This is a genomic window from Streptomyces sp. NBC_00989 (genome assembly GCF_045162655.1).
Taxonomy (GTDB): domain Bacteria; phylum Actinomycetota; class Actinomycetes; order Streptomycetales; family Streptomycetaceae; genus Streptomyces.
Window position 1 is genome coordinate 376,135 of the sequence record NZ_CP108728.1, and the last position, 19,393, is coordinate 395,527.

Here is a 19,393-nt window from a genome sequence, read left to right on the forward strand (position 1 = left end):
TGACCGCCGCACGGCGGTCACACCCCCTTCTGCCGCGTCCACGCGTTGTGGTCACGCGGCGGGGCGGTGTCCCTGAGCGTGGCGGGAAGCGGTGAGGAACTCGCGTTCCAGACCGGTCAGCTCGTCGGGTTCCTGACAGCTGAGGAAAAGGCTTTCCGCGATGGCGAGGCGCTTGCCGCGATAGAGGTCGCACTCGTCGTGGCCGAGCTCCTGCCAGGCTCCCGCCGCCTCGGTCAGATACCGGTGGTGCAGCAGGCGCTCGCGGTCCTCCTCCAGCCACCGACGCAGCCTGGGAGACTCACTGATCACGGCGTCGTGGGTGAGCTCCGCGGAGTCCTCGCCGAGTGTGACGAGCCGGGCGCCGACCAGCGCTTTCAGCACCGGCCACGTCTCCCGGTCCTCGAACGCGCGCAGCTCGGACCGCCGCACCGGCCGGCGCACGTAGGAGCGGTTCTCGTCGGGGGCGACAAAACGGCGCAGCACCCTGCGCGCGGTGAGCCGCTGCCGGGCGCACAGCCGGTCGAACACTTCCTCCGCGGTGGTGGCGAGGGAGCCTTGCACCCCGCCCGTCTCCTCGTAGTCGGTCAGGGTGAGCACCCGGCCGCGCCGGCGGCACCAGACGCGCAGCAACGCGTCCGAGAGCATGGGCAGCAAGGTGGGCTGCCCGAGGAAGTCGTCGACCAGCCGGGCCGTGAGATCACGTTCCACGGCGAGCCCGGCAGCCGCCGCCGGGCGGACGATCGCCTCGCGCAGCTCCGCCGACGTCATCCCCGGCATCCGCACGGTGCAGTCGGTCAGTGCGTCGAGCCAGGGTGTCCGACGCGGGCACCACCACAGGAAGTCCGGCCTGAGGTCGAGGACCACCCTCAGCCGCGATTCCGGTCGCCGCGCGGCCACCAGCAGCTCGACGAACCGCAGCCGCTCGTCCAGGTCCGGCACCGGCGTGCCCAGCTCGTGGGACTCGTCGACGACGATCCAGCGTTCCGGGTCGTCGGCGCCGGGCGACAGCAGCCGCTCGTACGTGGTCGCCGGCCGCGGTCCCGGCGTGATCAGGTGGACGGTGACCGGGTGTCCGGCGCACCGCGCGGCATCTCGCAGGACCGGCAGCAGGCCGGCGCGCAGCAGCGAGGACTTCCCGCTGCCCGACGGTCCGGACAGCGCGGCGAACCGCTTCGTGCGTATGAGGTCGAGCAGGCTGTCCACCACACGGTCGCGCCCGAAGAACAGGTGCCGCTGCTCACTCTCGAACCGCTCCAGCCCCCGGTAGGGCGACAGGGCGACGTCGTCGTCCCGGAACGCGGCCGACTCCTCGGCGGCCCGCGACCACCGTTGCTGCCATTCGTCCGGATTCCCGCCACAGGCCCGGGCGAAGGCCACGACCACGGCCAGGGACGGCAGCCGGTCGCCCGCGGCGGCCTGGGCCAGCGCGGTGGGGGAGTAGTGGGCACGGCACGCCATCGAACGGTAGGTGGGGCTGCCGGCGTCGCTCCGCAGCGCACGCAGTTCGCTCGCGAAGCGCTGAACGGGACCTTCGCCGGGATCCAACGGTTTCTCGGGACGACCCATCTTTCCTTCCCTGCCTGGGCACGCGCCCTGCACGGGGATGCGCCTCGGCCGGGACGCACGTTGCCCGGGGGCGCATGTCCGACGCTGCCGGTACCGGCCGGACGGAACAATGGGGGCCGCTTAGAGTGGGTATGTACGGCCGCCAGGATGGGTAGCGGCGCACGGCAGCAGTGTCCGCGGAGGACGGTGACGGGATGGCCGGGACGGCTGACCAGTGTGGTGCTGCGGGCTTCGGACGGGGCTTCGCGTTCGTCGGACGCCGCCACGAACTCGACCGGCTGCTCAACGCCGTTCGGCGGCCACCAGCTGTGGTGATGGTGGAGGGCGACGCCGGCATGGGGAAGTCCCGGCTGGTGAAGGAGGCCACCGCGATCCTGCGGTCGGAGGGCTGGCGGGTGGTCACCGGTTTCTGCCACCCGCTGCGCGAGCCCCTGCCCTACGGGCCGGTGGTGGACGCGCTCGGCAAGGTCGGTCCGTGGCTGCCGGACACCGGTCTTCCGCCCACGGCCGGCGCGCTGGCTCCGCTGCTGCCGGACCTGGCCGACCGCCTGCCACCGGCACCGCCCGAACCGGGCGACCCGCGTGCGGCACGCCACCAGTTGATCCGGGCCGTGCGCACGGTGCTCGCCTCGATCGGGCGGGTGGTGATGGTGGTCGAAGACCTCCACTGGGTCGACGACACGACCCGCGAGCTGCTTCTGCTGCTCGCCCGGGACCTGCCCGAGCACTTCGCGCTGGTGGTGACCTACCGGGCCGAGGACCTGCCGCCCGGGACCCCCGTCCTGGGCGCGGCCTACCGGCCTCCGCCCGGTGCGGACGGCACCGTGATCCGGCTGTCGCCGCTCACCGGGACGGACATCGCCGACCTGGCCGGAATCGCGCTCGGCGCACAGGCCACGCCCGAGCTGTGCGCGGTGCTCCACCGCCGCAGCGAGGGCCTGCCGCTGGTCGCCGAGGAAGACCTACTCACGCTCCGGGACCAGGCCCGCCGCGACGTCGGGGAGCTGGAGCGGGCCGAGGTGCCCAGCGGTCTGCGGGAAGCGGTCACCGAGCGTCTGACATCGCTGTCCCAGGCCGGAGCGGCGGTGGTGGACGCGGCGGCCGTACTGGCGGTGCCCGCCACCGAGGCGCTGCTCGCCGAGGTCGCGGGACTGGACGGCGACACGGCCGCCGAAGCGCTGACCGAGGCGCTGCGGGCGGCGGTGCTGCGCGAGACCGGCACCGGTCGGTACGCCTTCCGCCACGTGCTGGCCCAGCAGGTCGCCTACCGGCAGATCCTCGGGCCGCGCCGGGTCCGCCTGCACCGGCGTGCCATCGACGAACTCCAGACGCACGACCCGCTGCCGCTGGTGCAGATCGCGCACCACACGCTCGCCGTCGGCGACCGGCAGGGCTGGCTCGATCGCACCGAGCAGGCCGCCGAGCAGGCCGTCGCGCTGGGCGACACCGGCACCGCGGGCACGCTCCTGCAACAGATCCTGGCCCAGTCCGGGGCGGACACCGAGCGACGTTCCCGGGCCGCGCTCGCGCTCGCCCGGATCGTCAACTTCGGCATCGACTACGCGGCGACCGTCCGCGAGCTGCGCGCCGTACTGGCCGATCCGCGGCTGCCTGCGGCCACCCGGGGTGAGATCCGCCTGGAACTCGGTCTGACCATGCTCAACATCGACCGCGACCCTGCCGGCTTCCGCGAGCTCGAACACGCCATCGACGAGCTGGCCACCCTCCCGCGCAAGGCGGTGAAGGCGATGATCGCGCTGGCCCTGCACGACCTCGACGGCGCCGCCACGCAGGGGTGGACATGGCTCGGCCGGGCCGAGCAGGCCGTGGCGGACGGTACCGACGAGGCCAGCCGGGCGGCGGTCAGGAACGTCCGACTGCTGTTGATGGCCAGGGACGGTGATCCCGCCGTCTGGCCCTTGGTGGACCGGCTGCCGCGGCGCGGCGCTGACGGCGTGGTGCTGAGACAGGCCATTTTCGCCCTGTACAACCTCACCACCGCGGCCATCCAGCTCGGCCACGACCGGCGGGCCCGCGCCCTGCTGTTCGAGGTGAGGGACCTGGCCGACGGCGTGGGCGGTCGGCCGTTCGAGTGCCTCGTCCGCTCCCAGGAGCTGCGCGTCGACCATTTGGTCTGCCGCTGGGCCGGCCTGGACGGCGAGTACGCCGCCCTGGAACGCGCTCACCCCGATATGAGACAGGTCGAGGTCGACCGACTGCTGTGCCAGGGACACCGTGCCCTCGCCCAGGGCCGGCACTCCCGGGCCCTCGAACACTTCGTCGCCGCCGCGGAGCACGGAGGCACCTCGGCGGACGTCACCATGGGGATCGCCGCCGCCCTCACGGCTGTCCGGCTCGCCCAGCACGACCCGCGGGCGGCCTGGGCGGCCGCCGAACCGGCGTTGTCGACGTTGCGTGGACTCGGTTCCTGGACACGGACCTTCGGCCTGCTTCCCGTCGCGGTCGAGGCCGCGTTGGGCTGCGGGCATCGCACGGCGGCCGAACAACTCGTGACGGAGGCCGAGTCCGGTGTCCGCGACCGGGACGCGCCGGCTTCCCTGGCAGAACTGGCACTGGCCCGGGGGCTGCTGCTGCTCCGCGCCACCGGACCGACGGCGACCACCGAGCGGGTGAAAGCCGCCGAGCACTTCGCCGAGTCGCAGCGGAGGTGGCAGGAGATCGGCCGCCCCTACGAGGTGGCCAAGGCCGCCGAACACCGTGGCGACGCCCTGACGTACGCCGAACCGGAGGACGCGGCCGGACACCTGGCCGAGGCCCTGCGGGGCTACACCGACCTGGGTGCGACCGGTGACGCCGCGCGCTGCCAGCACCGCCTGCGTGAACTCGGCGTGGCGGCGGTGGGGCGCCGTGGCCGGCGCGGCTACGGGAGCGAGCTGTCGCCCCGGGAAGTGGAGGTCGCCGAGTTGCTGTCCGGCGGCGCCACCAACCAGGACATCGCCGAGACCCTGTTCCTGTCCCCACGCACCGTCGAGAAACACGTGGCCCGGGTGCTGACCAAGCTCGGCAGGTCAAGGAAGGACGTCCACACCGCCCTGCCGGACTCCCACGCCTGACGCTTGGAGGGGGGCTTGTTGGTGTGCAGACGTGCGTGCGGTGTGCGTGTCCGAGATGCTTGGCGCATCAGTGACGTACTGCCCGGAGTGATGCCGACCCGAGGCTGACGGTCGACCTCATACGGATGCCGACGACGACGGCCGGGGTGGGCCGCCCGTCAGCCCTGACCTTGCCGGAAACCTCATCCGGCCTGGTCACGCAGCAGGCTGGTACTCGTGAAGGAGGCCGCCGAGTCGGTCGTTTATGTAGGTCGAGGCGGGCGACTATGTCGCGGTGCCAACGCAGCACGGTGTCGGGCCGCACCAGAAGCCGCATCCGACGCAGCACCTCGGGCGGCAGACCCTGGAGCAGCGCCGCCAGGTCCCCGACCGGTGTCGTGCTGGTGAAGGGGGCCCAGTTTCGCCAGGGCGGCAGGGACCAGGGAGGATGGAGCGGCAGGCACGGGACCTCAATGTGATCAGCTGGCGTAGACACCCTGATGATCACCGGTCTCGTGCCTGTGCTGTTGCCACGTCAACTCCCGCTCAACGCGGACGATCCACCCAATCCCGGAACTTGCAACCGCCCTGCGGTCGCCGCCGTTCTTCATTCCAAATCGGCCAGTTCGGCGCCATGGGCGAGCATCCGCGAGCGGTCCGGTTCTCGTCCGGTGAAGAGCCGGAAAGCATCGGCGGCCTGAGAGACGACCATGCCAACACCGTTGAGTGCCGTGCAACCACGGGCCCGTGCGATGCGTAGCAGCTCGGTCTCCAGCGGCCGGTAGACCACATCGACCACCCACAGGTCGGGGTGCAGCAGGTCAGCTGGCAGCGGAAGTCCGGGATGCGTGGACATTCCGGTGGGCGTGGTGTGGACGAGACCGTCGGCTCGGTCCATCAGGCCTGGGAGATCGTCTGAAGCGGAGGCGGTCGCCCGATCGTCGCCGAACTGGCGGTTCAGGGAAAAAGCGAGTGCCACTGCGCGGTCTGTCAACGGGTCGACGATTGCAAGGTGCCTGATGCCACGGGTGAGCAGGGCGTGAGCGACGGCCGCCCCCGCTCCCCCGGCGCCGAGTTGCACGACGCGCTCCCGCGGGGCCTCCCCCAGTTCCCGTTCGAAGGAGGCGGCGAAGCCGGTGACGTCGGTGTTGTGTCCTACGGCCCGGGCGCTTCTGCCCTCGCCTTCGAAGACCACGGTGTTGACCGCGCCGACCGCCTCGGCCCGCGGGGTGAGTTCGTCAAGACACTCGATGACGAGTTGCTTGCAGGGGTGGGTGATGTTGAGGCCGCGGTAGCCCATGCCCTTGGCCGCACCCACCAGTTCACCGACCTTGTCGGGCTCGGCGCCGATGCGGTCGAGATCGATCAGTCGGTAGAGGTAGCGCAGGCCGTGCAGGTCGGCCTCCCGTTCGTGGAGCATGGGGCTGAACGAGGTGCCTATGCCGGAGCCGATCAGGCCGATGAGATACGAGTCCTGGGTCATCGCCGCACGCCCGTTCACAGTCCCAGGTAGATCTGACGGACTCGGGTGTCCCGGCTGAGTTCCTCGGAGGTTCCCGTCATGGCGACGGTCCCGTTCTCCATGACGAGGCAGTGACTGGTCGCACCGAAGGTCAGTTTGGCGTTCTGCTCGACCAGGAGCAGGCTCAGTCCTTCTTCCCGCAGCCGCCGCAGGGTGTCGAGGATGAAGCCGACGAGTTTGGGTGACAGGCCCATCGACGGCTCGTCGAGGAGGAGAAGGCGCGGTCGCGCCATCAGGGCGCGGCCGATCGCGAGCATCTGCTGCTGTCCTCCGGAGAGGGCTCCGGCCAGTCGCCCGCTCATCTCCCGCAGTACCGGGAAGAGTTCGTGCACCTCGTCCAATGTGGCTCGGGTCTCGTCGTCCCAGCGCCGGGCGTAGGCGCCGAGCAGGAGGTTCTTCTCCACGGTCAGACCGGGGAAGACGTGCCGGCCCTCCGGTACGTAGCCGATGCCGTGCCGCACCATGTCCCGGGCTCTGACCCGCGTCAGGTCGTGTTCGCCGAGCGTGACGCGTCCGCCGCTGCGCGGGACCAGGCCCATCAGCGCCTTGAGAGTGGAGGTCTTGCCCGCCCCGTTGGCGCCGATGATGCCGACCGATGCACCCGGCTCCACGCTGAAGCCGATCGAGCGGACCGCGCACACGCCGCCGTAGTGCACGGACAGGTCGTCGACGGTGAGTGTGGCGGCGGTTTCGGTATGGGAAGCGGGGATCGTCCTCACCGGGTTGCCTCCTTGGAAGCGGGGGCCGACGTCGGGGCAGAGGCTGAATCCGGGCCGGAGTCCTGAGGAGCGTCCGGGTCCGGGTCCGGAAGTGGAACGTCCGCCATCACGGAGTCACCCAGGTACGCCTCGATCACCTCGGGTGCCGCGACCACTTCGGCTGGTGTGCCCTCCGCGATGACTCCGCCGCTGGAGAGCACGGTGACGCGCTCGCACAGCGACATGACCAGGCCCATGTTGTGCTCGATCAGGACGACCGTGGTACCGCTGTCGCGGATGGACCGCACGATGGCGGCGAGTTGCTGCACCTCTTCTCCGTTCAGCCCGGCCGCCGGTTCGTCGAGCAGCAGCAGCCGGGGCCGGGTGGCCATCGCGCGGGCGATCTCGATGCGGCGCTGGATGCCGTACGGGAGTGAGCCGGGCGCGGCTTCCGCGAAGTCGGTGAGTCCGAAGCGTTCCAGGAGTTCCTGGGCCTGGCGGCGCAGTTGTCGCTCGCGGCGTATCACGCCGGGCTGCCACAGCGCGTACTGCCAGACCGTGTAGGTGCGGGAGCGGTCCAGAGCGACGAGGATGTTCTCACGGGCCGTCAACTGCCGGAACAGGCGCAGGTTCTGGAACGTGCGGGCCAGGCCCAGGAGGGAGAGGGCGTACGGGCGGGTTGTCGTCGTGTCCTGGCCGGCGAACCGCACCTTCCCCGAACTCGCCCTGTAGAAGCCGCTGATGACGTTGAACAGGGTGGTCTTGCCCGAGCCGTTCGGGCCGACGATGCCGCGGATCTCGCCCGTGGTGACCGTGAGGGAGACGTCGTCCAGGGCTCGCAGGCCACGGAAGTCCTTGGTGACGGACCGGATTTCGAGCAGTGGCTCACCTGAAGCGGCGGGCATGACGACCGCCTCGTACGGCTGGAAGGCACGCAACTCCGCTCGTTCAGCGGCGTGACCGTACCTGCGACGTACGAACTCCCTTGCCCGGGACGGGATTCCGGCGAGTCCGGTGGGCGCGAACACGACCATCAGGACGACCACCACGCCGTAGCCCAGCTGTGCGTACGTCGAGAAGTCGGACAGCCACTCGCGGATGAGGGTCAGCCCGACCGCGCCGACCACGCAGCCGACCAGGGAGCGCCGGCCGCCGATGATGACCATGGCGAGCAGGATGAACATGTTGGCGATGGAGAAGGTCTCGGGAGCGACGTAGCGGATGAGGCCCGCGTACAGGACGCCGGCCAGACCGCCGTAGAGGCCGGCGAGGACGAAGGCGGTCATGCGCAGGAGCGGGATCTCGGCGCCTGTCGCGCCGGCCGCCAGGGAGTCGTCGCGCATCGCGCGCAGGCGTCGGCCCAGGGACGTACGGACGACGAACAGGCCGAAGCCGAGGCCGAGGGCGCAGACCATCAACTCCAGGTAGTAGTAGAGGTATTCGCTGGAGAGGTCGATGCCCGGGATGGTCGGCAGGGGGATGCCGGAGATGCCGTCGGCGCCTCCGGAGATCTTGGCGTTGGTGATCCAGTTGATGAAGCCGAGTGCCAGGCCGAGGGTGACGATGCCCAGGTAGTGGGACTGCATACGCAGGGCGGGGATGCCGACGAGCAGGCCGGTCATCACCGTCGCGAGCAGGGCGAGTACGGCCGCCGCCCAGAATCCGTATCCGGAGTGCGTGGTGAGGATCGCGAGGGTGTACGCGCCGACGCCGAAGAAGGCGACCTGGGCGAGGTTGATCTGCCCGGAGACACCCATCGCGAGACCCATGCCGATCGCCAACAGGGCATAGATGATCGCGATGTTGACGACATGGATGGAGTAACTGCCCAGGCCGTACGGCAGCAGCCAGAAGGCCACGGCCAGGGCACCGAGCGAACCGATACGGAACTTCACGCGCGGCTCACCGTCCTCTCCCCGAAGACGCCCGTCGGGCGGATCATGATGGCGACGGTGAAGACCAGGAAGGTCACGAGCACCGAGTAGCCCTGGAAGTGACCCGCCGCGTAGGAGTCGAGGACGCCGATCGCGAGGCCGCCGACGACGGCTCCGGGGATGGAGCCGAAGCCGCCCAGCATCGCTGCGGCGAAGCCCTTGATGCCCAGGGCGCCGCCGAGTGAGGCGTCGACGTACAGCATCGGGCCGACGAGGCCGCCGGCGAGGGCGGCGAGGCCCGCGCCGATGGAGAAGGCGAGGGCGTTGCTTCGGCCGACGTCGATGCCGACGGCGGTGGCCGCCTCGTGGTCCATGGCGACGGCCTGCATGGCCGCTCCGCGCTTGGTACGGGCCAGGAACCAGGCGAGGCCGATCACCGCGAGTGCGGCGACGCCCATCACGAGGAGGTCGTACGTGCGTACCCGGATCCCGAACAGGTCGAGCGGGGCGGCCTGGACGGGCGAGGGGACCGCCCGTCCGGTGGTGCCCCAGATGAGGATGGCGACGGCCTGGAGGACGATGCCGAAGCCGATGGTGCCGATGAGCATCAGGTCGAAGTCCTTGTTCTCCAGCGGGCGCAGGACCCGCTCGATGACCAGACCGATGGCGCCGGTGACGACGATCGCCACGACCATGGCGACGGCGAACGGCAGTTTGGACGTCAGATAGAAGGTGGAGGCCGCGTAGGCGCCGATCATGGCGATGTCGGCGTGCGCGAAGTTGACCAGGCCCATGGTGCGGTAGACGAGGGAGAACCCCATGGCGACCAGGGCGTAGACCGCGCCCAGGCTCAAGCCCCCGACGAGTGTCTGCAGTGTCTCTTGCACGGCGTGCTCCCGTTGCCCGTTGCCGGATGCCCGTTGACTACTGCTGCGCGACGAGCTTGCCGTCGCTGATGACACCGATGGTGGTCTTGGTGATGCCGACCCCGGTGGTGTCGTAGGCGAAGTCGCCGAGCAGGCCCTTGTACGCGGTGGCGCGGATGGCGTCCGCGAGTGCCTGACCGGTGGCGGCCTTGCTGGTCTTGAGGGCGGTCAGCAGGATGTTCGCCCCGTCGTAGGCCTTGGCTCCGTGCAGTTCGGCGTCCTTGCCGTACGCGGCCTTGTAGGCGGCGGCGAACTTCTTAGAGGCGTCGCTCGTGTCGTTGCTCAGATAGGGCGAGCTGACGATGGTGCCCTCGACGGCGGCCTTGCCCGCGGTGTCGATGAAGACGGGGGTGCCCTGGGGTGCGGCGCCCGCGAAGGGAGCGGTGATGCCGAGGTCCCGGGCCTGTTTGACGATCAGTCCGGCCTCGACCTCCTCCGAGCCGATGAAGACGACCTGGGGCTTCTTGGAGCGGATCTTCGTGAGCGCGGCGCTGAAGTCCTTCTGGTCGGTGGTGACGACCTGATCGGTCGACGGCGAGACGCCGAGGTCCCTGGCGGCCTTGAGGAAGGCGTCGTGCTCGCCCGTCCCGAAGGAGCCGTTGTTGGTGATCATCGCGATCTTCTTGTAGCCCTTGTCCTTGATCAGGTACTGGGCGAGCGTCGAGTCGTAGGTGGTGCTGGTGGGCCCGTTGAGGAAGAGGTAGGGGCTCTTCAGCGCGACCAGTTTGTCGGACTGACCGGAGGTGATGTTGGGGATCTTCGCCTGCTGGAGCACCGGCGCCATGGCGATGGTCACCGCGCTCTCCGCCGTACCGATCATGGCGACGTACTTCTCACTGGCCAGTTTTCGGGCGATGTTGGTGCCGGCGGTCGGGTCGCCCTGGTCGTCGAAGAGCTTCAGCTGGATCTTGCGGCCGTCGATGCCGCCCTTCTTGTTCCACTCGTCGACGGCGAGCTTGGCCCCCTTGTACTCCCAGTCGCCGAGCGAACTGAGCTGCCCGCTCTGCGCGTCGACGACGGCGATCTTGATGGGACCCGAGGAGGCCTTGGAGTCGTTGCTGGAGTCGCCGGGCGCGCTGCACGCGGCAAGGGCCGCGGTCAGTACGACCGCGGTGCAGACGGTGGCGCGGGTCGTGGTGAGTGGTCGTGGGATACGGCTCATGAAGGTCACCTCGTCCTGGGAGAAGGGCAGTTCAGTCGGTGAAGGACCCGCGGTAGATGTCCTTGATGTTCCAGTGACCCGGCGTCGGCACGGGTTCGTTGACCATCGGTACGTCGATGACGGCGGGCCGGCGCCGCGCGATCGCGTCGGCGAGTGCCTTGGCGAGATCGGCGGGGGCGGCGACGGTGTATCCGTCGGCGCCGCAGGACCGGCCGAGCGCCGCGAAGTCCGGGCTGTACGGCTGCCCTTCGGCGTCCGTGAACTCACAGCCGTAGGACCGTCCGTACGACGCGGACTGGAGGTCGGCGATGGTGCCGTGGGCCCGGTTGTTCATCACCACGAAGACGACCGGCATCCCCTGTTCGACGGCCATCGGCAACGCGGGCAGTTGCGCGCTCATGCCGCCGTCGCCGATCAGGGCGACCACCACGCGGTCCGGCTGGGCGATCTGCACCCCGACCGCGGCGGCCGGTCCGAAGCCCATGGTCGAGGCTCCGCCCGGGGTGATGAACCGCCCGCCTTCTGGGAGTTCGTAGCACTGGGCGACGCCGTTCTTGTTCCAGCCGACGTCGGTGACGAGTACCGCGTCGTCGGGCAGCGCGTCGCGCAGGTCGGCGAGGATTCGCTGCGGACGCAGTGGGAAGTCGTCGCTGCGTCCGTCCTCGCGAGCGGTGTCGAAGACGGTCCGGCGGGCGGTGGCGATGGTCGCCCGCAGGCCCTCCCGCCGCAGGGGCTCGGGCCTGGCGGCCTGTACGGCGGCCCCGATGGCCCGTACCGCGTCACCCACGTCGGCCACAGCACCGATCTCGACGGGGTAGTTGCGGCCGATCTCGGCGGGGTCGATGTCGATCTGGAGCAGTCGGCTCGGCGGGAAGTTCCATGTGTACGCCGGATCCCAGGAGCTGGCGTCGGTCTCCGCGAACCGGGTCGCCAGGGCGAGGACCACATCGGCGCCCTTGGTGTATTCGTGAGTGGTCTCCAGGCCCCAGAATCCGGGCATTCCGAGCAGCAGCGGATGGCTGTCGGGCAGGACGCCCTTGCCCATCAGGGAGTGGGCGAGCGGGATGTCGAGGTGCTCGGCGAGGTCCAACAGGCCCTGACGGGACGCCGGTTCACGTAGTCCGCCGCCGAAGTAGATCAGGGGGCGTTCGGCGCTCAGCAGTGCCTCGGCGATGCGTTCGGCGGTGGCCCGGTCGAGAGCGGGGAGCGCGGAACTTCCGGGCAGCGGGTACTCCCCCGCGTACTCCTCGACCTGCCGGCTCCACAGGTCCATGGGTACGTTGACGAGTACGGCCCCTGGTCGCCCGGAGGTCGCGGTCCAGAACGCCCGTTCCGTGGTGCGGGCCAGGTCGTGGACGCGGTGGACGTGCCAGGCGCGCTTGGTGAACGGGCGGTAGATCGCGGTCTGGTCGGCGTCCGCGTGGAGGTTGACCTCCTGGTGGGGGTGGCGGCCGTAGTAGTAGGAAGGGATGTCGCCGGAGATGACGACCAGCGGGATCGAGTCGAGGGCCGCGGTGGCGACGCCGGTGACCGCGTTCATCATGCCGGGGCCGACATGGGTGAGCAGGACGCCGGGTTTCCCGGAGGCGCGGGCATAGCCGTCGGCGGCGTGGGCGGCGGCCTGTTCGTGGCGGGCGATCACGAACTCGATCGAGCTGGGGCCCAGCGCGTCCAGCAGGGCGATGTTGGTGTGGCCACAGGTGCCGAAGACGAACTCGACTCCGTACGACTCCAGTTGGGCGACCAGGGCTTCGGCGGCGGGGACGGTCATGCGCCGGTCCCTTCGTCCACGGTGCTCGCGTCGCCCCAGACGGACAGGCCGCGGAGCATGAGGGTCTTGACGACCGTGTAGTCGTCGATCATCGAGCGGGGGGTCTCCCGTCCGAAGCCGGAGTCCTTGACCCCGCCGAAGGGGACATGGTCGAGGCGGTAGTTGGAACTGCCGCCCGCGATCAGCGCGCCGGTCTGGAGCTCGCGCCAGGCGGTGATGATGCGGCCCATGTCTCGGGTGAACAGGCCCGCCTGGAGGCCGTACCGGCTGGCGTTGCAGGCGTCGATGACCGCGTCGAAGTCGTCGTACGGGAGCACCGCGACCAGCGCCCCGAAGACCTCGTGCACGACGACCGAGGCGGACTCGGGGGGTCCGGCGACGATGGTGGGCGCTGCGGTGGCGCCGTCGCGGGTGCCGCCGCGCAGCACGCGGGCGCCGGAGGCGGCGGCCTCGGCGGACCAGCTCACCACGCGTTCGGCGGCGTCGTCGTCGACCATCGAGCCCACGTCGGTGGCCGGGTCGAGCGGGTCGCCGACCTTCAGGGTGTCCACGGCGGCGGCGAACGCGTCGAGGAAGGCCTCGTAGCGGGAGCTGTGCACGTAGACCCGCTGGACGGAGATGCAGCTCTGGCCGGAGTTGCTGTATCCGGTGCGGGCGCACTCCTTGGCGGCCTGCGCGATGTCGGCGTCCTCGCAGACGATGGTGGCGGCGTTCCCGCCGAGTTCGAGGACCAGTCGCTTGGCCCCGGCGGCGCGGGCCACGGCCCGGCCGGTCTCCGCGCTGCCGGTGAAGCTGATGACGGCGACCTCGTCGGCCGCGCACAGCGGCCCGCCGACCTCGGCGCCGCCGTGCAGCAACTGCACTGCCTGCGGGGGCAGTCCGGACTCCAGGAGCAGCGCCACGATCGCGGCGGTGGCGGCCGGGGCCTGGGGCGGGGCCTTGACGATGGTGGTGTTGCCCGCGGCGAAGGAGGCGCCGAGTTTGTGGGCGAGCAGGTTGGCGGGGGCGTTGAACGGCGTGATGGCGAGGGCCACTCCGGCCGGCGCGCGGTAGGTGAGGGCGGTGTTGCCGATCCCCCGTGCCCAGCCCGCGACGGGCAGGTTCTCGCCACCGATGTGCCGGGCCTCGGACGCGCACACCGCGAAGGTGTCCGCCACCCGGTCGATCTCCCCGCGCCCGTCCTTGACCGGCTTTCCCAGCTCCAGGGCGAGCAGCCGGGCCAGCTCCTCGCGGTGGGCCGAGGCGGCGCGGGAGGCACGGTCCAGGATGTCGGCGCGCGCGGCGGGGGCGAGCCGGGCCACGGCACGGGCCGAGGAGCGGGCGTAGGCGAGGGCGCGGGACACCTCCTCCCTGGTCGCGAGGGTCGTGCGGCTGACAACTCGGCGCAGGTACGGGCCCGTTCGGGTGGCGGTGGGGCCGTCACCGCCCCACTGGCCCGCGATGTACGGGGGCGCCTCGACCACCGTCGCGTCCGCGCCGGCCTTGAGGAGTGAATCCAGCATGAGACCTCCGAGAAAACCGCTCAGTGGTACCGGTGGACTGCTCTGTGGGTCGGCGTGTAACGTACGGGCGCCAACTCGCGGTGGCAAGAGGACAGTTCGAGGAAGTTTCCGAGGGCGGTCCGTGGGGGCGGCCCGGCACGGAGGGAGAAGTCGCGTGGACGGGACCGAGCAGGAGCAGGCGGCCGAGGCGACCGGGGTGCGCAGTGTGCGCAGGGCCCTGGACATCCTGGGACTGCTGACCGAGGATCGGCCGACGGTCACGCTGCGGGAGATCGTCGAGGCCACCGGTCTGGCGAAGACCACGGCGGTCCGCCTGGTGCAGACCCTGGAGCAGTGCGGACTGCTCTGGGACACACCGGCCGGCTACACCGCGGGCCCGGGCCTGTGGCGCTGGGCGCATCTGGCCCACACCAGCTGGGAACTCCCCCGCGAGACCCGCAAGTTGATGCGCGAGCTGGCCGAGGAACAGCAGGAGACGGTCAACCTCTTCATGCTGCGCGGCCTCGCCCGGGTCTGTGTCGCGCAGCAGGAGAGCCCGCAGCCGCTGCGTCATGTGGTGCGGGTCGGCGACGAACTCCCACTGTGGGCGGGCGCCTCGTCGAAGATCCTGCTGCGTACGGCGCCGGACAGCCTGCTGCGGCGGATCGCACTGGACTCACCGCACGGCGAGGGGCACGCCCGGCAGTTGCGGGTGTGGGCGGACATGGCGGCGGAGCGCGGCTTCGCGGTCAGCCGGGGTGAGCGCGACGAGGGGCTGACGGCCGTGGCCGTGCCGGTCGTCGGGCGCACCGGGGCCGTGGTCGCCGCGCTGTCGCTCAGTGGGCCCAGCCACCGTTTCCCCGAGGCAGTCGTGCAGCAGTTCACCGAAGCGCTCGCCGCCGTCTCCCGGCAGATGTCGGAGCAGGGGTTCGACCATCCGCTCAGTCCGACGAAATAGCCCCCCATGTGAATCCATCGCAGAAACCTCGGAAGGAGCCGGTGCATGGCCGAACGACCGCTCTCAGGAATCCGCGTACTCGATCTCACCAACGTGCTCGCAGGACCGTACTGCAGCTACCACCTCATGCTGCTCGGCGCCGAGGTCGTCAAGGTCGAACAGCCGGGCAGAGGCGATCTCGCCCGCAGCCTCGGCCCCGACCCGGAACTCAACCGGACCGGTATCGGCGCCTCCTTCCTCGCCCAGAACGCCGGCAAGAAGTCCCTCGCCCTCGACCTCAAGGACCCTGCCGACCGGGCCGACTTCGAGGAACTGGTGCGCGGCACCGACGTCCTGCTGGACAACTTCCGGGCCGGGGTGCTGGCCCGGATGGGATACGGCGCCGCCCGGCTCGGTGAACTCAACCCGCGCCTGGTGAGCTGCGCGATCACCGGCTTCGGGCAGTCCGGACCGATGAGCACCGCCCCTGCCTACGACCAGATCATCCAGGGCCTGTCCGGGATGATGAGCATCACCGGCACCACGGACACAGCGCCCCTCCGGGTGGGCTTCCCGGTCTGCGACTCGCTCGGCGGACTCGGCGCGGCCCTCGCGATCAGCGCGGCCCTGCTCGGTCGGGAGAGGACCGGGCAAGGCGCACGCCTGGATGTGTCCATGCTGGAGGTCTCCCTCTCCGCGATGGGCTGGGCCGTCTCCAACTACCTTGTCAGTGGGGTCGATCCGGAGCCGATGGGCGACCAGAACGCCACCGCCGCGCCGTCGGGAACCTTCGAGACCGCGGACGGCGGCCTGAACATCGCGGCCAACCGGCAGGAGCAGTTCGTCACGCTCTGCCGACTCGCCGGGCTGCCGGCGCTGGTCGACGATCCTCGGTTCGCCGAGCGCGAGGCACGCAAGCTGCACCGCGCCGAGCTCAACACCGAACTCAACGCGGCACTGCGCCGGAAGACCGCCCTGGAGTGGGAGGAGATCCTGTCCTCGGCCGGGGTCCCGGCGGCCCGGGTCCTGACGGTTCCCGAGGCCGTGGAGCTCGAACAGCTCGCACACCGGGGCTTCTTCACCGACCTGCCCTACCCGGACGGCTCGGACCGCACCCTGCGGGTCAGCGGCAACGGCGTCCTCGTGGACGGCGAGCCCCTCCCCCCGACCTCCCCACCGCCGCTGCTCGACCAGCACGGCGAGGAACGCACCACGCTCATCGCCCGCTGGCGGGCACACGGCCGTACGGCCGCCGAAGCGCCGGCCTCATGACCACCGGGCCGCAGGACGGCCTGGTCGCCCAGTGGTGGGCCACCGCCGTCAGCCGGATCGAACCCGGCATCATCGAACTCCGCGAGCACCCCGTCCAGGACCTGATCGGCCACGCGACCTTCGTCGAGACGATCTGGCTGCTGCTACGCGGCGAACTCCCCCGCCCCGAACAGGCGAAGCTGCTGGAATCGGCCCTGGTGGCGGGCGTCGACCACGGCCCGCAGGCACCCTCGATCGCCGCCGCCCGGATGGCCGCGACCTGCGGGATCGGCCTCAACAGCGCGGTGGCCACCGGCGTGAACATGCTGGGCGACGTGCACGGCGGGGCCGGGCAGCAGTGCGTGGAACTGCTCGACGAGATCGCCCAACAGCACGACCAGGACGGCGAGTTCGAACGCACCGTGGCCAAAGTGATCGGCGAGTGGCAGGCCAGGTCACGCTATCTGCCCGGTTTCGGTCACCGCTTCCACCCCCGCGACCCGCGCCGCGATCCCCTGCTCGCTCTGGTGGACCGCGCCGTGGCGGACGGGCTCGTCGAGGGCGCGCATCTGCGGGCGGCCCGGGCCGTCGAGACGTATCTCAATCGCGGGCGGGCGGGAAAGAAGCCCGTGCCCATGAACATCGACGGCGCCACCGCCGTCATCTACGCCGAGCTGGGCTTCGCCGCGCCACTGGCCCGCGGCCTCTTCGTGCTCAGCCGCAGCGTCGGCATCCTCGCGCACGCCTGGGAGGAGACCGGACAGGGCCGGCGCAACAAGAGCCCCATGCCGCCCTCCATGGTCCCGGTCCACCTGGTGGTACCAACTCCGCGCGTCTAGCCCCTGGTTGGCTCTCGCTCCACTAAAACCTTCTGTCGCATGTCTTGTCACGCGCGTACGGCTTCCCTAACGTGACGCTCCATCACGAGAACCCATTCTGCGGGTTCTGCGAACCATCTGGTGGACCTTGATCGAATCGAGGGAACTCAACGATGGAAAGACGCTCCTTTCTCCTGACGGCCGCGGCGGGCAGCGCGGCCACGGTCTCCGCCCTGACCTCCACGGCCGAGGCCTCCTCCGACTCCCCCGGACTGGCGCTCCCCGTGCCACCGCAGTCCGCCGCACTCGGCACCACAGGCGCCAACTGGCCCAAGGTGGGCGGCAATTACGGCAACCAGAACCATTCCACGCTCCGCGGCATCACTCCGAAGAACGTCAGGAAGCTCGGCGGTGCCTGGCACGTCAACCTGGAGGGCGGTTCCACCTCCGCCTACCAGCAGTGCACGATCGTCGTCCAGGACGGCGTGCTGTACGTCGAGACCACCCAGCAGAACGTCTTCGCCGTCAACGGCCGTACAGGCGAGGTCATTTGGAAGACGAACCTCGGCACCGAGACCACCAACATGCGCGGCGTCGCCGTCGCCGAGGGCAAGGTCTTCACCATCTCGGGCGCCAACATCGTCCACGCCGTCGACCAGAAGACCGGCGCGATCGTCTGGCAGAAGCCGCTCATCGTGGAGGACAACGGCGGCGACGACGGCTGCAGCAACGACAGCGGCCAGTGCGGCGGCAACAGCGGCGGACTCGCGGGCGCGGTCGTCCACTTCGACGGTCTGATCTACGTCGGCACCGAGGGCTCGACGGCCGGCGCACGCGGCCGGGGCTACGCGCTCGACGCGCAGACCGGTGACGTCGTATGGACCTTCTGGGGCCCGCCGGGCCCCGGCGAGTTCGGCCACGAGACCTGGGAGGGCGACTCCTGGAAAACCGGCGGCGCCGTCCCGTGGATCCACCCGGCCGTGGACCCCGAACTCGGCCTGGTCTACTGGACGTTCGGCAACCCGTACCCCCGCACGGACGGCTCCTCGCGCGGCGGCGACAACCTCTTCGCCAACTCGATCGTCGCCATCGACGCCAAGACCGGCAAGCGGCGCTGGCACTTCCAGTCCGTCCACCACGACATCTGGGACGCCGACAACGTCATGGCTCCGGTCCTCGCCGATCTGCTGATCGACGGCAAGCGGCGCAAGGTCGTCGTGTACGGCTCCAAGACCTGCTGGTTCTACATCCTCGACCGGCGCACCGGCGAGGCCGTCCACGGCATGGAGGAGCGCGCGGTCCCCCAGCAGGCCGACCACAAGACCTCACCCACCCAGCCGTTCCCCGGCGGCGAGCCGTTCACGGACCCGTTCCCCCGCCTCGACAAGACGACCCGCCCGGTGCCGTTCTATCCGGTCGGCGGCCTCTATTCGGTCTTCTGGGACCGGGCCACGATCATCTTCCCGGGCGCGGGCGGCGGCGGGGACTGGGGGTTCCCGTCCTTCAGCCCGAAGACCGGATATGCCTACATCGGCTACGGCCTGGTCAACTCCTCCTACTCGAACACGCACGGCGGCCGGGTCAACACCGCCCGCCCGCTCGGGGAGTTGTTCGGTGGCGGCCTGGTCGCCATGGACCCGAGGACCAACACGGTCGCCTGGCGCAAGGAGGGCGACTGGTCCCTCGCCCACGGCAACGGCATCCTCACCACCGCGGGCCGCCTCCTCTTCCAGGGGCGTCCGGACGGCGTCCTCGAAGCCATGGACGACAGCAGCGGCGCGACCCTGTGGACCTGGCAGTGCGGCGCCGGCGTGAACACCATCCCCGTCTCGTACGAGATCGACGGCGAGCAGTACGTGGCCGTGCTCGCCGGGGGCAACGGGCTGCCCTTCCCCGACATCCCCAAGGGCGACCATCTATGGGCGTTCAAGCTCGGCGGCAAGGTCGCGCAGGCCGCCGCGCCCACCCCGCCCTCCCGCCGCAACCAGATCCGCGTCGCCGCCGTGACCGGCGCGACCGCACGCAACACCGTCACGCTCGGCCGCGTCTGGAGCACCGGCACCGGCTCCCCCGGTACCACCGAGAACACGGTCGCGCAGAACGCCATGGCGCCCCAGTACCTCACCGTCCCCGTCGGCACCGAGGTCACCTTCACCAACCCCGCCGACAACAAGCAGGCACACGGAGCGGCGGCGTTCTTCGACGCCGAGTTCGACACCGGACTGCTGATGCCGGGCCAGTCGTACGCGCACACCTTCGCCAAGGCCGGCGAGTACTTCTACAACGACCCGGCCTTCCCGCAGTCCACCGGCAAGATCGTCGTCCAGTGAGAGG

14 protein-coding genes are annotated in these 19,393 nt (G+C 70.5%); 6 read left to right on the top strand and 8 right to left on the bottom strand.

Features of this window, described 5'->3' with window-relative positions; all coding sequences use genetic code 11:
- Nucleotides 1–51 precede the first annotated feature (51 nt).
- Complete coding sequence (locus OG714_RS01765) at nucleotides 52–1,566, bottom strand: helix-turn-helix domain-containing protein (protein ID WP_406118010.1); 1,515 nt, start codon at nucleotides 1,564–1,566, stop codon at nucleotides 52–54.
- 194 nt (nucleotides 1,567–1,760) lie between these two features.
- Between OG714_RS01765 and OG714_RS01770 the strand changes: the two genes are divergently transcribed.
- Entirely contained in the window at nucleotides 1,761–4,640 is a 2,880-nt protein-coding gene (locus tag OG714_RS01770; RefSeq protein ID WP_406118011.1) for an ATP-binding protein, read from the top strand.
- Nucleotides 4,641–5,226: 586 nt separating this feature from the next.
- On the opposite strand, the gene OG714_RS01775 is transcribed toward OG714_RS01770, so the two are convergent.
- The 7 genes from OG714_RS01775 to OG714_RS01805 are packed head-to-tail and all read right to left on the bottom strand — an operon-like array spanning nucleotide 5,227 to nucleotide 14,074.
- Nucleotides 5,227–6,102 carry a shikimate dehydrogenase gene (locus tag OG714_RS01775; protein WP_406118012.1) on the bottom strand — a complete coding sequence of 292 codons (876 nt, stop codon included), beginning with the start codon at nucleotides 6,100–6,102 and terminating at the stop codon, nucleotides 5,227–5,229.
- Nucleotides 6,103–6,116: 14 nt separating this feature from the next.
- Nucleotides 6,117–6,860: an ABC transporter ATP-binding protein gene (locus OG714_RS01780; protein WP_406118014.1), complete on the bottom strand. Its 744-nt coding sequence runs from the start codon at nucleotides 6,858–6,860 to the stop codon at nucleotides 6,117–6,119.
- Entirely contained in the window at nucleotides 6,857–8,734 is a 1,878-nt protein-coding gene (locus tag OG714_RS01785; RefSeq protein WP_406118015.1) for an ABC transporter permease subunit, read from the bottom strand. The genes OG714_RS01780 and OG714_RS01785 overlap by 4 nt, the downstream gene beginning before the upstream one ends.
- Nucleotides 8,731–9,600, bottom strand: coding sequence for a branched-chain amino acid ABC transporter permease (locus OG714_RS01790; protein WP_406118017.1), 870 nt, complete (start codon nucleotides 9,598–9,600; stop codon nucleotides 8,731–8,733). Before OG714_RS01790 ends, OG714_RS01785 begins: the two co-directional genes overlap by 4 nt.
- A gap of 37 nt (nucleotides 9,601–9,637) precedes the next feature.
- Nucleotides 9,638–10,801 (bottom strand): ABC transporter substrate-binding protein, encoded by a 1,164-nt coding sequence (locus tag OG714_RS01795; RefSeq protein ID WP_406118019.1) that lies wholly within the window; start codon nucleotides 10,799–10,801, stop codon nucleotides 9,638–9,640.
- Nucleotides 10,802–10,832: 31 nt separating this feature from the next.
- Nucleotides 10,833–12,572 carry a thiamine pyrophosphate-binding protein gene (locus OG714_RS01800; protein ID WP_406118021.1) on the bottom strand — a complete coding sequence of 580 codons (1,740 nt, stop codon included), beginning with the start codon at nucleotides 12,570–12,572 and terminating at the stop codon, nucleotides 10,833–10,835.
- Nucleotides 12,569–14,074 carry an aldehyde dehydrogenase family protein gene (locus OG714_RS01805; RefSeq protein WP_406118023.1) on the bottom strand — a complete coding sequence of 502 codons (1,506 nt, stop codon included), beginning with the start codon at nucleotides 14,072–14,074 and terminating at the stop codon, nucleotides 12,569–12,571. Before OG714_RS01805 ends, OG714_RS01800 begins: the two co-directional genes overlap by 4 nt.
- A gap of 154 nt (nucleotides 14,075–14,228) precedes the next feature.
- Between OG714_RS01805 and OG714_RS01810 the strand changes: the two genes are divergently transcribed.
- The 5 genes from OG714_RS01810 (at nucleotide 14,229) to OG714_RS01830 (ending at nucleotide 19,389) form a co-directional block, all read left to right on the top strand.
- Nucleotides 14,229–15,011 (top strand): IclR family transcriptional regulator, encoded by a 783-nt coding sequence (locus OG714_RS01810; RefSeq protein ID WP_406118024.1) that lies wholly within the window; start codon nucleotides 14,229–14,231, stop codon nucleotides 15,009–15,011.
- Nucleotides 15,012–15,056: 45 nt separating this feature from the next.
- The gene (locus OG714_RS01815; RefSeq protein WP_406118026.1) at nucleotides 15,057–16,262 is read left to right on the top strand and encodes a CaiB/BaiF CoA transferase family protein; all 1,206 of its coding nucleotides are present in this window, start codon (nucleotides 15,057–15,059) and stop codon (nucleotides 16,260–16,262) included.
- The gene (locus OG714_RS01820; RefSeq protein ID WP_406118027.1) at nucleotides 16,259–17,080 is read left to right on the top strand and encodes a citryl-CoA lyase; all 822 of its coding nucleotides are present in this window, start codon (nucleotides 16,259–16,261) and stop codon (nucleotides 17,078–17,080) included. Before OG714_RS01815 ends, OG714_RS01820 begins: the two co-directional genes overlap by 4 nt.
- A gap of 3 nt (nucleotides 17,081–17,083) precedes the next feature.
- Nucleotides 17,084–17,155, top strand: coding sequence for an Ada metal-binding domain-containing protein (locus OG714_RS01825; RefSeq protein ID WP_406131690.1), 72 nt, complete (start codon nucleotides 17,084–17,086; stop codon nucleotides 17,153–17,155).
- A gap of 77 nt (nucleotides 17,156–17,232) precedes the next feature.
- Nucleotides 17,233–19,389 carry a PQQ-binding-like beta-propeller repeat protein gene (locus OG714_RS01830; protein ID WP_406118028.1) on the top strand — a complete coding sequence of 719 codons (2,157 nt, stop codon included), beginning with the start codon at nucleotides 17,233–17,235 and terminating at the stop codon, nucleotides 19,387–19,389.
- The last annotated feature ends 4 nt before the right edge of the window (nucleotides 19,390–19,393 follow it).

Coding starts and splice junctions, on each gene's coding strand:
- OG714_RS01765 (WP_406118010.1), bottom strand. CDS start 1,566: ATGGGTCGTCCCGAGAAACCGTTGGATCCCGGCGAAGGTCCCGTTCAG.
- OG714_RS01770 (WP_406118011.1), top strand. CDS start 1,761: ATGGCCGGGACGGCTGACCAGTGTGGTGCTGCGGGCTTCGGACGGGGC.
- OG714_RS01775 (WP_406118012.1), bottom strand. CDS start 6,102: ATGACCCAGGACTCGTATCTCATCGGCCTGATCGGCTCCGGCATAGGC.
- OG714_RS01795 (WP_406118019.1), bottom strand. CDS start 10,801: ATGAGCCGTATCCCACGACCACTCACCACGACCCGCGCCACCGTCTGC.
- OG714_RS01800 (WP_406118021.1), bottom strand. CDS start 12,572: ATGACCGTCCCCGCCGCCGAAGCCCTGGTCGCCCAACTGGAGTCGTAC.
- OG714_RS01805 (WP_406118023.1), bottom strand. CDS start 14,074: ATGCTGGATTCACTCCTCAAGGCCGGCGCGGACGCGACGGTGGTCGAG.
- OG714_RS01815 (WP_406118026.1), top strand. CDS start 15,057: ATGGCCGAACGACCGCTCTCAGGAATCCGCGTACTCGATCTCACCAAC.
- OG714_RS01820 (WP_406118027.1), top strand. CDS start 16,259: ATGACCACCGGGCCGCAGGACGGCCTGGTCGCCCAGTGGTGGGCCACC.
- OG714_RS01830 (WP_406118028.1), top strand. CDS start 17,233: ATGGAAAGACGCTCCTTTCTCCTGACGGCCGCGGCGGGCAGCGCGGCC.